Source organism: Sphingobacterium arenae (assembly GCF_014692505.1).
Taxonomy (GTDB): Bacteria; Bacteroidota; Bacteroidia; order Sphingobacteriales; family Sphingobacteriaceae; genus Sphingobacterium; species Sphingobacterium arenae.
Window position 1 is genome coordinate 1049715 of the sequence record NZ_JACNYK010000002.1, and the last position, 13734, is coordinate 1063448.

Consider the following 13734-nt stretch of genomic DNA (forward strand, 5'->3'; position numbering starts at 1 on the left):
ACGTATAAACTAGAATATAACAAAATATGGAAAACAGATTCGATATGCAACAAACGGAGCCGAACGGCTTCCAAGCTATGCTGGGTTTAGAGAATTACCTACAAAACGCACAACTCTCCAAAATACACCTCGGGTTAATTAAAATACGCGCTTCCCAAATCAATGGATGTGCATTCTGCATCAATATGCATACCTCCGATGCCTTAAAGCAGGGCGAAACAGCGCAACGCATTTTCTTGCTCAATGCCTGGAAAGAAACCGAGTTGTTCACCGAAGAAGAAAAAGCAGTTTTGGCCATTACCGAAGAAGTAACCTTAATCAATCAACAGGGGTTAACCGATGCTACCTACGCCCACGCCGAAAAATTCTTTAACGAGCATTATATAGGCCAGATTATCATGGCTGTTGCCACGATAAATGCGTGGAACCGGATTGTTATTAGCACGAAGCGGACGGTGAAGTAGAAGATATTATATCCTCGGCGTATTGGGTGGTCAATAAAAATCATTCTCAATACGCCACATTAAAATATTTCGCTTCCCACTTCTTTTTGTTTTTCTCATGTTCGAAGGGGTGGATCTTCGTTAGGTGGTATCCACCACACAGCTCGCAAGCGTAGACGTAGCGTACCTTTGGTTTATTAAACCGCTTTTTCCGTTTCGCTTTTATTCTTTTGCTGTACCGCCATTTCATCCAATACATAAAAAATTTCGCTTCGGCGTAGCTTCTAAAACTTATCTTGCCACTACCTCGGCATTTGGTTCTTTCGATCGTGTCGATCTCCACCTGTGCCATCAACTTATCTGTCATGGCCCCTCTTTTCTTTCCCCTCATAGTATTCTCCTTTCTACATATCGTATTTATTTCTTTCTTTCAGCCAAAATGTCAACAACCTTTAAAATGCGCTTTTCCAAGTTTTCATCCGGTTCTACCGGCCCAAGAACTTCCGTCTTTTGCTTATCGCAAAGGAACAGCACCAAGCGTTTATCACTCCTCCTCACACAGCGTTCAATCGCATTATTGTTTATTAAATACGATCGTTTTACCAAGAAAAAGTCGTCTCCTACCACTTTGTGTACCTCACTCAAGGTTTTCTCCGTTGCGAGATGTTCCTCCCCATTTTTCAGTCCAAACCAAGGTATTCCATCCCGCATAAAGAAAAGTGCAATCTCGCCATGCATGATCCGTCTCGTCGTAGCCCCCAACTTGTGCAAGTATACCTTATCGTCTTCAGCAGTCGTATCACCCGAAGTTTTGAGTTTGACGGCATCCTTATAGGTTTCGAGTTTTGTTTGCAGCACCACGATCTGTTCTTTCAGGCTTTGAATTATCTTTCTCTCCTCAGCAGATATTTTGGCAAATGCTGCATTTTTGCGATCGGCCTCTTCTTCCCAAGCATTTCTTTCCAAGCGCAACTTCTCAAACAGTGAATCCGCTTGCTTCATATAAAAAGCGATAACATAGCAAGCATTTACAAGCAGCAGCAGTAGTGCCACAATGTATATATCAATATGCAAAAAGGTGGATTCACGTAAAGAAAGCGGTAGGATGAAGGATGACAATAGAAAAACCATGAAAACAACTGCTGTAGGTGCAAACCAACAATAGAAAAGCTGCAGTACAGCACGTCGATAAAAAGATACGTCCCAAGCACATGTTTTATCGAGCGCTACCGTCTTTTTTGAAATAAGCAAAAGCACGATGCAGCATGGCAGAAAATACAACCAACATATAATGATAAATTCGATATGCGTCGCCCCTTCCATGATCCCTCCCCTGTACCCATAGGCAGATAGAATAGCACCCATCACGGCACTAGCAACCAGTATTACCACGCGATCGCGGTAGCGGTTGGGAGACGGCTCCGCCTTCTCCTTATCGGATATTGGTGGTACTTTCTTCATAAACCAACAATGGCAATGTTTATCTTCGGGTTGTTAATTCAAGATTAAGTTACAAATAAAAAAATAAGTGCCAAGCCACGGCTAGGCAAAATTAGTTACACAGCGCGTATAAAAACCTAATTTACAGCGTTTGAACGCCTATCGTACCGGATTCGCCCGCGATATTTCCGGTTTCAGCCTGCCATTTCCCGATTTCAACAAAAAACAGTCAATCATTGCGTCGTTGTCGGTTGGTGTATGCTTATTTTTATAAAACACCAACGTAGATTATTATGAAAAAGACAAAGCAACCCTGGCCATATACGCTCCTCCTATTCGTGATGATGACACTCCTTGGTGTAGCCGTTATCCACCTTGTCCACAATTTTACCACCGAACTTGAAACACTTCTGCACGAAACAGCCGGCTCATTTATACTCTGGAAGAGCATCCTACTTTTAGGGAATACCAGCCTAATTGTTGTCTTACTTGGTATCATCTATCTGCTGTATGCTAAAGTATGCGGGCTACCTATTCCGAACAAAAGGCCGTTGTCGTCTATCCTGGGTGCCCCCAACCTTCGCCAAGCTTTCGATTTCGGCGTATCCATGCGTAATACGTACGTCCTGCTCATTGCCTTACCAACCACTTTCTATGCGCTTTTTCTACAGGTTTCCACTATCGTCACCTTGCTTTGCAGCATCGCCATCCTTTTGTTGATCTATCTGGTTGAAGCCCGCACAAACATAAAAAACGGCATCACTACGCTTTCTATCCTTATCCTGCTTCTTTTCTGTTTCAACGTCAAACTCACCTCTTTGCAAGACTATAGCTTACTGGGTGATGCTACCCCCCTAGTACTATCCTTTTGTGTCAGTTTATTGTTTGCCGCATCGATGGGAATCCGGCATAGGCGATTTTATGAAATCGATAAGAAAAAACACCCGAACGAGTCGTTGATGGTCCCCTTAACGATCATGACCGCCGTACTCTTTTGCTTCTACTTCCAAACGGTCCTTCTCACGATCAACTGCCACTTCGCCCCACGAACCGGTGGCGAAAATTACCGCGCAACTGTACACCTCAAATGCCCGATTCACGACCTACATCTGAAATACCAAAAAAACGGAAAAGAAAAATATGCCGTTATCGAAGTTCACCCGAAACTGTTTCACCTCGTGAAAGAAGGAGATACGATCAAGCTGCATTTACATTCAGGAAGATTAGGCTGGCCATGGTACCACGATCATATCAGTAAGCGCTATTATGATTAATGCCCTTCACATAGTACAAGAAGCCGCCCAACAATACAAGCAACAGTTCGCAGCGGAAAGCACTGAAAACCTACAGGCTGTATTGCAGCATGCTTGCGAACGGACCCTAGCCGAAATCAACAACCTTTATCGCCAATACACCGAGCATCACCTAGCGGAACATGCCGTTCAGCATTGCCATCGTCTGTTGATAAACATACATAACTCTCTTTATGATGAACGACCAGCGGACACTGTGCTTCTGGATGTGTCGGCAGCGATGATCAAGCAATATGAAATCTCTTACGAATTATATCTCCAGCACACCTGCACACTATCGCACTATGCAGAAAATGAACTTCAGGAAGCCGTTCTTTTGCGACTGGGCAACGTACTCCTCGTTTTACGCCAAAAGAATATTCCTGCGGTATACCTTGCCGAACTGTCGTCCGCGATCAATAGCCTGTTCACCAAAGGAAAGCTCCCGGAGCTTAAATTCAGTCATCGGCATTACCTATTTATGTTTTTAACGGCACTCGAAGAGATGGCACGAGATGAGCGAAAGAAGGACTGGACAACACGCTTTCTACATATTCTCATTAATTACAATTTTAATCATATGGGAATTCTGAACAGATGGAGAGAAGGGCAAGAGGAAATTTTCGCCAAAACGGACAGTTACATGAATAAAGTAAAGATGCTCAGCCAGCAGGAAGACAACCTCCACCTTCACATTCCCGAACCGGCTTATACTTATGATCCCTTACGCCCATCGCTCGCCACTTATATGCAAGGTTACATACACAAGAAAAGAGAATTGATTGAGACAGAGATGGAAGAAAACCCATTGACGGACGATGAACTTATTCTCAGTACACTCAACTCCGACGAAATGACCGTCTATTTTCAATATGCATATAAAGCTAACCTATTTCGGTATCGTACTAAGCGCGAGGCGGCAAAAGCTTTTTCCACCTACGTCAAGTCCAAAACAGGGAGAAGGATTTCCTACAAAACATTGGAAAAGTTCGACAAGCCCGCGCTGGAACCAGCGGCTGTCGTTATGCGTCGAAAGCTCAAAGAAATGCTCACACTATTAGAAGCCGAGTTTCCATTATAAACCCATACCGACGACAAACCCCAAAAGGAATAATTTTACTCACGCCGTGTTAGACATTGATAAAAATTTTCTACTTTTGAGGAATTAACTTGATATGAAATTAAAATACCTAATTATTAGCCTAGCGGTATTATTTTTCGGCAGCTGTAAGAAAGAAAGTAATGCCCCCTCTATTGATGCAAAGCCGATAGCATTAGAAACCTTGGCTCCAGAAACTGCTACTGGAGAAAACATTGTGTTGTCGGGTCGGATTCTGTTTCTAAACGGAGAAAAAGTTCTTGACCACGGTTTTGTCTTAAAATTTCGAACGTTCGAAGGCGATACCGTATCGCGAGAATATCAGATGGGCAACCGAGTCGATCCTGGCAAAGTAACCTACCGAGTTCCGGATATCAGTGAAATTCAAAATTCGCACTACCAGTACACCTTTTATTTCTATGTAAAAACAGACAAACAGCTATATAAAGGCGCCGACATGTCATTCGGTATATCCAACGCGAACTTCGGCTACCACCGTGGGCTTTATGCAACTATAGGCGAAGAAGTTGTTTTGGCGGGAAATTATAAGGACCTTACAGAATCTCATGGACTATACGTCGGTTGGGACGGATTAACAGAAATCCCATTTACACTCGCAAACAACAGGCAAACCTTAACGTTTAAGATGCCCGGAGGTTTTTCCCATGGCCAAGAGGTGAGTTTTGTTATACGTAATAAAGACAATCAACACAATCTCGTAGCATCTTTAGCGTCTATCAAGGTACTTGCCACCTTAAGCCCGCCTGCCAATTATGAATATTTCTTTTCGGACATGCTTAAGTTATCCGGTCCTGGCGCACCGCATGGCATCATAGACAATCTCTGGATTATTATAGGCGATAAAAAGGTACGTTACTACAACACCCTTGCGCTAAATGACCTGCTCAGCGATGCCAGTGGAACAAGTTTTCAACTCGGTTATTCGAATGGGCGTGATACCCATATATTTCCACAAAAGCTTAAACTGAAACAACCAGCTGCCGACTCCTTCGGATTTTCGCATCGCCATGTACATCCAAGAGGGGTTACTATAGGCACCGGCCTCGAACTGAATAATTATGGTTCTATTTACAACACATCTTTTAGCCTAGGAGGTAAGCCCGCATCCTTTAGCAATCACTGGACAGGCGTTATTTCCGTAGGTATCGGCGACGTTCAAGACGGAACATATCCACTTGTCATAAAAGGCCCGATAATAAACTATACCAGTAAAAAAACTATCAAAGTAGAAAGCTTAAAAATCAGCTCGGTAAGTCCTCAAAAGGCATACTTCCTTGATCCCGTCATACTTCGTGGAAATTTTGTTGATGGCAACACATACTTTGTCAAAATTGATGGTGAGTATCAAGAAACTAGCCGGGCAAACAATGGGCAAGTTACTTTTGAATTACCAGCCGTAACCGGAAAAGCTCCCATCGAAGTGGGTTACAACCCTTACAGTGATAACGAAGTACTCGTCCAAACAGGCTTAACTATCGATGCGCTACCAAGCACTTTTGAGGACTTTACCCCAAAGTCAGGCCCACCGGGCACTGTCGTCACACTCAAAGGTAGAGGTTTAGGCGCCGGAAGAATATTTTTCGGCGATCAGAATATATACCCGTTCGAATATGGGTCTACACAGGTCAAGGTTGAAATTCCGCGGATCATGACCAAAGGAAAAAAACGGTTAAGCGTATTCTTTAAAACCGGTTGGGTCACAACCTCTTCTTATTTTGAAGTTAAATAATCCATCAGATAGAAATTAGCTTTATGAATTCTCTTTATATCTCCATGCGTTGCTCTATAAAGTTAGTCACTTTGCATATTTTGTTTATTGCGATGCTGCTAGTTGGTGGTTGCAGCAAGGAAGCGTCAGAAACACCTTCCGGATCTACAGAAATCAGATTGGGAACATTTTCGGCTGAAAATGTAAATGCCTTGCGTGTTACCTTTAAAGGCGAAATCAAAGAACTCAACAATGAAAAGATTCTAGACCACGGTTTTGTATTCATTCGCGACTATACTCCGGCAAGCCCGGGAAAAGAAACAGAACTGAGTCTTGGCGCCGAAGTAAGCGCCAATAAGCCCGTCATCTATACATACCAGCCAGACGTACCTTTCGATCTGGAAGACATCCACGCCTTTTACTTTTATGTAAAAACCACAAAAGGATTTTACAAGGGACCACGTAAAACTTTCGAGGTCGATGGGTTGGTCATTGAGCAGCAAAACTCACTACAAGCTACTCTAGGTGAAACGATTGCGTTAAAGGGAGATTTTTCAGGATTACATAGCGCCTATCAACTCACTTTGGTCGACGACTATAAAATACATGCGCTTTCCTATACGGTAAGCGATGATAAAAAATCTCTATCTTTCGTACTCCCCCTATCTTTGGAGTCTGTACACGGTAGCACCGTTCAGATAGGCTACGAAAAATTTAAACCCTCCTATGGCACCATAAGTAAAACGCTGGCCAATGTTCGTATTCTGGGGAGCATTAACCCTCCAACGAAAAAAAATTACGACCTCAACGAACCACTATTGTTGACGGGCAGCGCTTTACCCTATTCTTGGACAGACGACCAAAGCTTGCAGGTACTAATCGGTGATGTGAGTATCCCCTATCGACGTGAAATTAAACTTGGAGACATTCCTGGTTTGAAAGGGAATCGACTTCGGCTAGGATTTAAAAATGGTAGAGATTCCGTTATATTTCCGGACCCGATTGAATTGAACCAGCCAGACCCTTCCCTGCTTCGGTTTAATCGTTATATCATCCACCCCTTTTCAAGTATTAGAACAAATGATTATAGCTTTTACTCCTATTTTCAGGACAATGGAAAATATTCTTTAGGCGAAACTCCATTAGAACGCGGTCCTACCAGCGGTATGTCCCACACTTTCTGGGTAGGTGACATTCCAGAGGGAAAGCATCACTTTTCAGCTGTCAATGATCTGTTTACATTAACTGTTGCTAAACCAATAGAAGTGCGAAATCTTGTATGGAATACGACAGACAAAAACAAAGGACATCTAGGAGAACAAGTCATTTTACAAGGAACTTTCATAGAAGGGTTCGAATACCAAGTAAATTTAGAGGGCGAGATCATAGGCAGTTTTTTCGGAAAAAACAACGAATTATCTATTGAATTATCGCCTTCGTTTATCGGAAAAAAACAAATGAAAATAGGATATTACGTCGGACAAGGTACAACGCTTCATTCATTTGAAAAGAGTGTCTTGATAGAGACGCTGCCTTTCCAAATAGATCTAATGACACCGTTGCAGGGATACCCAGGAGATGTTGTGACACTTGAAGGAAAAGGTATTGGGTATATCAATCATATTCTGGTGGGCGATAAGGTCGTGTATCCCCTATTTGTGAATATCAACAAAGTCCAATTTCCTGCACCAGATATTCCGAGTAAAGGCAAGGTGCGTGTCACGCTGGATATGCTGAATGAGCTTTACCCCGTAGAAGCTTTGTTTGAAATATTATAATTAGCCTGCTATCTTAATGAAAAATATACTTTTAACCGTTCCTTTTCTTTTATTATTGATCTGCTGTAAAAAAGTAGAGGAGGTACACATCGCCCATCAGCCGCTCCTGCTGGAGACTACTCCAATATCCGATGTCACCACAAATGCAGTTACCTTGAATGGTAAGATTAATCAGCGTAACCATGAGAAAATAATAGATGTCGGTTTTCTTCTGTACGAAATATCAGAGCGCCCTACTACACCGAAAGAGATCAGTGTGGGTTCAGAAACCTTTGAAGCAGGCAGCATAGCATATACCTACACATCCGAAATACCATTCCAACCCATGGCATCATACGCATATCTATTCTATGTCCGAACAGAAAGCGGCTTTTATAAAGGTGAATCGGTACATTTTCAAATAGACGACTTCCGTGTTGAGACACTAGAAAAACAGAAAGCGACCTTAGGATCAACCATCCATATCCAGGGAGACTTTACGTCTTTGGAAGATGGTTTCAAAGTCTTCACTGATCAAACCAACTTGGCATTCACACTGAGCGAAGATAAACATACTTTATACCTAAAGCTACCGGAACAAGGTTACATCCATGGCAACGTGGTAGAGATTGCGCTTCAATGGCAATCAAAAAACTGGACTTATCCCTATACACGATCTTTGGGAAGCGTAGAAATCGTAGCTACACTGGATCCGCTCGACAAGATTGCATATGGTCTAAGCGATCCTATACGTCTAACCGGGAAAGGGCTACCAACATATGCCTATCAAAACTTTTACCTGTTGGTCGATGGCGAGGCTGTGCCCTACTCCAACCCATTTTACATCCGAAACGTGGACATATTGCGAGGCTCGTCTTTCCGGCTCGGGTACTATAATGGGGTAGATAGCATTTACTTTGATGATCCAATAACCTTAATACCTCCAACTGCTGATTTGGCTAAGTTCAATGCCCGTCAGGTTCATCCAGGAGATGTGCTAACCGTCAACGGCTTAGATAGATACCGTTATTTCAACAATAAAATTGAAGGGCTGGCACTAGGTCAGTATCCTGTCCAGATTGCTTACCAAAACTACGACGTCCTGTATATATCAGTGGGCGACACACCTGAAGGTGTGTATCCTTTAATTGTGAAAAGTCCCTACTACACTTACACCAGTACCGAAAAAATCGAGGTAAAAAAATTCTACTGGGAAAAAGCTAATATAAACAAAGTTTACTACGATGACGTCGTTACGCTTCGTGGCAGTTTTATCGCGTCGCGCAGCTATCGCGTACAGTTCACCGGTAGTTCTCAACATAGTTTTTACTTCCCAGCCAAAAATGGAGAACTCCAGATGAAGGTACCTTTCCTGCCCTCCGGCCATTATACTTTTAAAGTGGATTACTATGATGATTTCAATTCCCACCATGTTATAGGCACAGAACAGGACATGGAAATTTTGCATCCTATCATGGAGGATTTCTCGCCAAGATACGGATATCCTGGAGATCTTATTACCGTAAAAGGCAAAGGTCTCGCGCAGGCAAATCACCTTTTGGTCGACGGAAAATGGGTGTATACAATGCATTTGGACAACGGTGACATCCAATTTATGGTTCCCGGCTTTTTGCCCGCAGGAAAAGTCGCCATCAGCGCCGAATTCTCTAATTTCAAAATTACTGCAGACCAATTATTAGAAATCAAATAACAAACATGAAGACGCTAAAAGCTGTTAAATTTTTCATTGTGTTGGCTTTATGTACGCTGATCGGTGCATACTCCTGTAAGAAAGAAGAAAAGCTTATACACGATTCTAAACCTATTGAAATCAAAACCTTACCCGTATCCAACCTAAGTTCGGTAAACGCCACTTTAAGTGCCGAAATAGTACATCTGAACGACGAAGATATCAGAGAATATGGTTTCATATTCTATATCAATACCCATGACAGTATTATCTTCCGCATGGATACGAAGGCAAAACCAGGCTTATTCACGTTTGACTATCGGCCCACTACACCCTTCAAGATCAAAGGATATTATGGTTATCGTGCTTATTTAAAGACAGATCATGGCGAATACAGCGGAACTTCGATGGCTTTCGCCCTGAACACGCTCGGTTTAAACAATTACGGAACGTTACAGGCAACACTTGGCGAGGAAATCGTGCTACACGGTGATTTCGCCCAAATCGAAGAAGACCATCAACTCTGGTTAGGCTATCCTATTCAACATACGGTTCCCTTTCAGATTGATGCTGATCAGAAGACATTAACTTTTAAAATGCCCCTTACTATCCAGAACAATTATAATCCCGTCCCGTTACAGCTACAACAACGAGGACAGCTAATCCATCATTTTGCATCCATTATGGTACTGCCCACACTCAACCCACCAGCAGCAGGACCGCATTATTATTCCGATCCAATTAGGCTCACCGCGGTGGGGCTGCCAGAATACATACAAACCAATTTTCGGGTAATCATTGGTGATAAGTTTCTTCCTTACCAATCGACCTACCACCCGTATGAATTAGGTATCAGCGGAGATGCTTACCGTATCGGCTATTATAACGGACGCGATACTGTAATTTTTGACCAGCCGTGGCAATTGATACATCCTGATACAGAGGCTATTGATTTTTTTCCAAAAATTGTGCATCCTAAAACCGTCATCACTGCCGGTGGTATTAATTTTTATAAACACTACGTCTATAATTTTAGCGAAACAACTATAGGTAACATCGCTACGTTCGCTTCCGCGGGCGACAATAGTTTCGAACGTGAAATATACGTCCCCGATTTACCTTCCGGTCAATACGATATAACAATGAAAACCCCTATGTATCAACCGCAAACCCTTAAGCAAAAAATAACAGTCACCGAACTAAAAATAACCGATGTCGATTTGGGTGAAGGGTATTTTAATGACCCAATCGTTATTAAAGGGAACTTTCTTCCCGAGCAAGATTACATTGTGCGGATTGGCGAACGGGAAGCCTTTAAGGGAAAAGCTTTAGACGGCGAGTTACGTTCTGAGCTTCCCTTTATGGAGCTGGGCAATTTCACCGTGTTTATAGGCTATCTCAGTCAGCAAATGGATATGTATATTGCGAACAAGGACCACACTATCCAGATGAAAGGAGGTACTATCGATAGTTTTTACCCTAAAAAAGGTTATCCCGGAGATATCATTACGATTAAGGGCAAAGGCCTACGATCGAGCCATTTCGGTTTCTCGATCGGAACTTCAGGAGCAAATATCGTGTACAGAAAAGACGGAGAAGCAAAGATCATGGTGCCTAACACCGATAGAAAAGGCCCGCACCGTCTAAGCATGGGCGCATTTAACGATTGGATTTTTTCCGATGAATACTTCGAAGTGCTTTAATCCCCCCTTTTTTTAGAAAAGGGAGATCATCCCCTATCATCCCCCTTTTCACCTTCCGATAAAACATCAAAAAAAACCTTCACAAGCGTTTCAACACCGATTTTAGCAAGAATCCCATCTTGCCATTTAAACGCTTATTCCTCACCTTTTCGATTTCATCTTCTCTCCAGGAGCTATAAACCTACACCTTCCTGCCTGATATCATCCCCTGCACCACCTCTATTTTGAGCGACCTTTGAATTGTAGACACTGAACAATGGTCTTGACCAGCGCTCAAAGAAAGTAAAACAATGAAAAAGAAAACAACATATATCACCCTAATCAGCATCGCACTGCTATTGCTCTGGATTCCGGTAAGCTTAGATAAGCTCCTTCATTTCGAGACATTCAAAGCCGGTATACTCCGCCAACCGTTTTCGGACACCTTGGGCCAGGTGTTGATCTACTTGCTGCTTCCTTTAGAGATATTGGTCGTAGGGTTAATCGTTAGCAGTCGTTTTCGGTTGTTGGGTTTTGGGCTGTCATCGCTCTTGATGGCAGCCTTTACCGGCTACATCGGCATTGCTCTACTGGACGCATGGGAGAAACTTCCCTGTGGCTGTGGCTCGGTGATCAGCGGTATGAGCTGGATGCAACACTTCTGGTTCAATCTGTTTTTTCTTGCCCTCAGCATCTGGGGCTATTATTTACAACGAGGTTTACATCGAAACAGCGGCTCCAGGCCAGCCGTTGTGGAGGGCTTGTCGGCCAAAAGACAACATACAAACATCTTTATAAACATTCTAAATCAAATCCGATGAAAAAATTCATCATCAAAAATGCAATGGCTTTAGTGGCTTTAGCCATTGCTGGTACTACATTAATGTCGTTTGGGTTGGAGAAAATAAATACTACACAACCGGCCTCTGTAAGATTTCAGTTCAATGACACGCCAAATGGCGAATCCAGTCCAAGTAATTGGCAACACGCACCCTCCGCTGCTTGTGACGAAGAAAACAACCAAGCGTGTGTCATTGAAGTTTCATCAGACTTAGTCACTGATGTTGGGGGTAACTTATTTATTGACCCAAGCAAATTACAATCTCAGTACGGTAGTCCCAATTTACCAATGACGAGTGATGTAAACGGTACACGTCCAACCCCAGGCCCAATTTATGAGCTTATAGAGAATAAGGAATAATGACCAGAATGGCCTTCAATTGTTGAGGGCCATTCTAATATTGATTCTGTTCAATATTACTATTTTGTGTTACATCTAAAGGGATTGGCATTGCATATCGGGTATCATTTGGCGCAATTATGATCTCTTTCCCATTCACAATCCTCCTGAGCTCTATATTACGGCCTTCGGCATTCAAGCGTTTAATATCGGCAAACCTTATCCCCCGCATCAACAGTTCTTTTCTTCTTTCTTCCAAGACAAAAGAAAGCGCAGCTTCTTGAGGCATCAATGGAGTCGGTTCATAAGAATCGTATTTGAATCGATTCATTAATACTTCATCAATCAAATTTAAACCTTCCTCAACCTGGCCTTGACGAATCTTACATTCCGCTAAGGTCAAAAGAAGTTCCGCGGTTGTCAACCCCGTAAAACATAAATTCACACTTTCTATGTACATACCTTTAAAGCGATATCCATTACCCTGCGGGAGAAAATAAGCTTGCTTTCGCAAATCGTCGTTATGATAAGTATTATATAAGATCGAATCTATTCTGCCGTTGTTCGGATGTGCAACCGATGTCGTATTAACACCAATTGCACTGTAAAAAACAACTTCATTAAAATATTTTTCCGAAAACGGCAAGTTACTTGCTAAGTTTAAGCCCACATCGTTAAAATTCAGCACTTCCCGGTTAATAGCGAGTGCAGAATCGGCAAACAACGCCGCATGATCGTACTCTCTTTTGACCAAATGTATTCTCGCTAATAGTCCGTATGCCGCTGCTTGTGACGGTCTCAGTGGAACTTCGACCTGTCTAGGCAATAAACGGACAGCTTTTCTTAAATCTGCTTCAATATGATCATAACTTTCTCTCAAGCTACTTCTAAAAGATGGCACATTGAAATCAGAAGTTGTGCGTATGACAATCCCCGGTTCTTCATCGGCAGCGTCACGATCATAGGCTTTTGCAAAGGTCGTCACTAGCCAGTAATTGGCATGCGCGCGAAAAAACAATGCCGCTCCGTAAGTTTCTTCCCAACTTCTCGTATCGGTAATATTAGGCCGTAGTACATCCAAGTTCTCCAGACATAAGTTAGCATTAAAAACTTGAAAATATAAGTTCGCCCAATCATTTGGAAACGTATAATCAACAAGCTCCCACATATACAACATTCGGTCCCGTTCTGTCCGTCCATTGAACGCATTCTCGGGCAAAAAGAAATCGTCCGAGGCAGCTTGGGGAAAAGTTGGTGTTCGTCGATTCATATATTCTGCATCGTCCAAGATCGCCTGTATATCACTAAGCGAGGAACCATCGGAATAAGCGAAATTCTGTTTTTGATCTAAAAAATCTTTACAACCTATTACCGTAAAAAAGGTGACAATTAAAATTATAGCATTACGTTTCTTCATTATTT

The 13734-nt window shown here is 42.6% G+C and carries 12 protein-coding genes; 9 read left to right on the forward strand and 3 right to left on the reverse strand.

Features of this window, described 5'->3' with window-relative positions; genetic code table 11:
• Positions 1-26 precede the first annotated feature (26 nt).
• Positions 27-464: a carboxymuconolactone decarboxylase family protein gene (locus H8B17_RS10760; protein ID WP_190309164.1), complete on the forward strand. Its 438-nt coding sequence runs from the start codon at positions 27-29 to the stop codon at positions 462-464.
• Between the two features lie 46 nt (positions 465-510).
• Here H8B17_RS10760 and H8B17_RS10765 read toward each other — a convergent pair whose 3' ends face one another.
• Positions 511-834, reverse strand: coding sequence for a hypothetical protein (locus H8B17_RS10765; protein ID WP_190309165.1), 324 nt, complete (start codon positions 832-834; stop codon positions 511-513).
• A gap of 26 nt (positions 835-860) precedes the next feature.
• On the reverse strand, positions 861-1904 hold the full coding sequence (locus H8B17_RS10770; protein ID WP_190309166.1) for a LytTR family transcriptional regulator DNA-binding domain-containing protein: 1044 nt from the start codon (positions 1902-1904) through the stop codon (positions 861-863).
• 272 nt (positions 1905-2176) lie between these two features.
• On the opposite strand from H8B17_RS10770, the gene H8B17_RS10775 reads away from it, so the two are divergent.
• The 8 genes from H8B17_RS10775 (at position 2177) to H8B17_RS10810 (ending at position 12333) form a co-directional block, all read left to right on the forward strand.
• Positions 2177-3157, forward strand: a complete 981-nt coding sequence (locus H8B17_RS10775) for a hypothetical protein (protein ID WP_190309167.1) — start codon at positions 2177-2179, stop codon at positions 3155-3157.
• A complete protein-coding gene (locus H8B17_RS10780) occupies positions 3150-4256 on the forward strand; it encodes a hypothetical protein (protein ID WP_190309168.1) in 1107 nt (368 codons plus the stop codon). Before H8B17_RS10775 ends, H8B17_RS10780 begins: the two co-directional genes overlap by 8 nt.
• A 94-nt stretch (positions 4257-4350) precedes the next feature.
• The gene (locus tag H8B17_RS10785) at positions 4351-6024 is read left to right on the forward strand and encodes an IPT/TIG domain-containing protein (RefSeq protein ID WP_190309169.1); all 1674 of its coding nucleotides are present in this window, start codon (positions 4351-4353) and stop codon (positions 6022-6024) included.
• A 23-nt stretch (positions 6025-6047) separates the two neighbouring features.
• Positions 6048-7781: a hypothetical protein gene (locus tag H8B17_RS10790; protein ID WP_190309170.1), complete on the forward strand. Its 1734-nt coding sequence runs from the start codon at positions 6048-6050 to the stop codon at positions 7779-7781.
• A gap of 16 nt (positions 7782-7797) precedes the next feature.
• Positions 7798-9471, forward strand: coding sequence for a hypothetical protein (locus tag H8B17_RS10795; RefSeq protein WP_190309171.1), 1674 nt, complete (start codon positions 7798-7800; stop codon positions 9469-9471).
• Between the two features lie 5 nt (positions 9472-9476).
• On the forward strand, positions 9477-11153 hold the full coding sequence (locus H8B17_RS10800; RefSeq protein WP_190309172.1) for an IPT/TIG domain-containing protein: 1677 nt from the start codon (positions 9477-9479) through the stop codon (positions 11151-11153).
• A 290-nt stretch (positions 11154-11443) separates the two neighbouring features.
• Positions 11444-11953, forward strand: a complete 510-nt coding sequence (locus tag H8B17_RS10805; protein ID WP_190309173.1) for a MauE/DoxX family redox-associated membrane protein — start codon at positions 11444-11446, stop codon at positions 11951-11953.
• Positions 11950-12333, forward strand: a complete 384-nt coding sequence (locus H8B17_RS10810) for a hypothetical protein (protein ID WP_190309174.1) — start codon at positions 11950-11952, stop codon at positions 12331-12333. The genes H8B17_RS10805 and H8B17_RS10810 overlap by 4 nt, the downstream gene beginning before the upstream one ends.
• A 34-nt stretch (positions 12334-12367) precedes the next feature.
• On the opposite strand, the gene H8B17_RS10815 is transcribed toward H8B17_RS10810, so the two are convergent.
• Positions 12368-13729: a RagB/SusD family nutrient uptake outer membrane protein gene (locus H8B17_RS10815; protein WP_190309175.1), complete on the reverse strand. Its 1362-nt coding sequence runs from the start codon at positions 13727-13729 to the stop codon at positions 12368-12370.
• Positions 13730-13734: the final 5 nt, after the last annotated feature.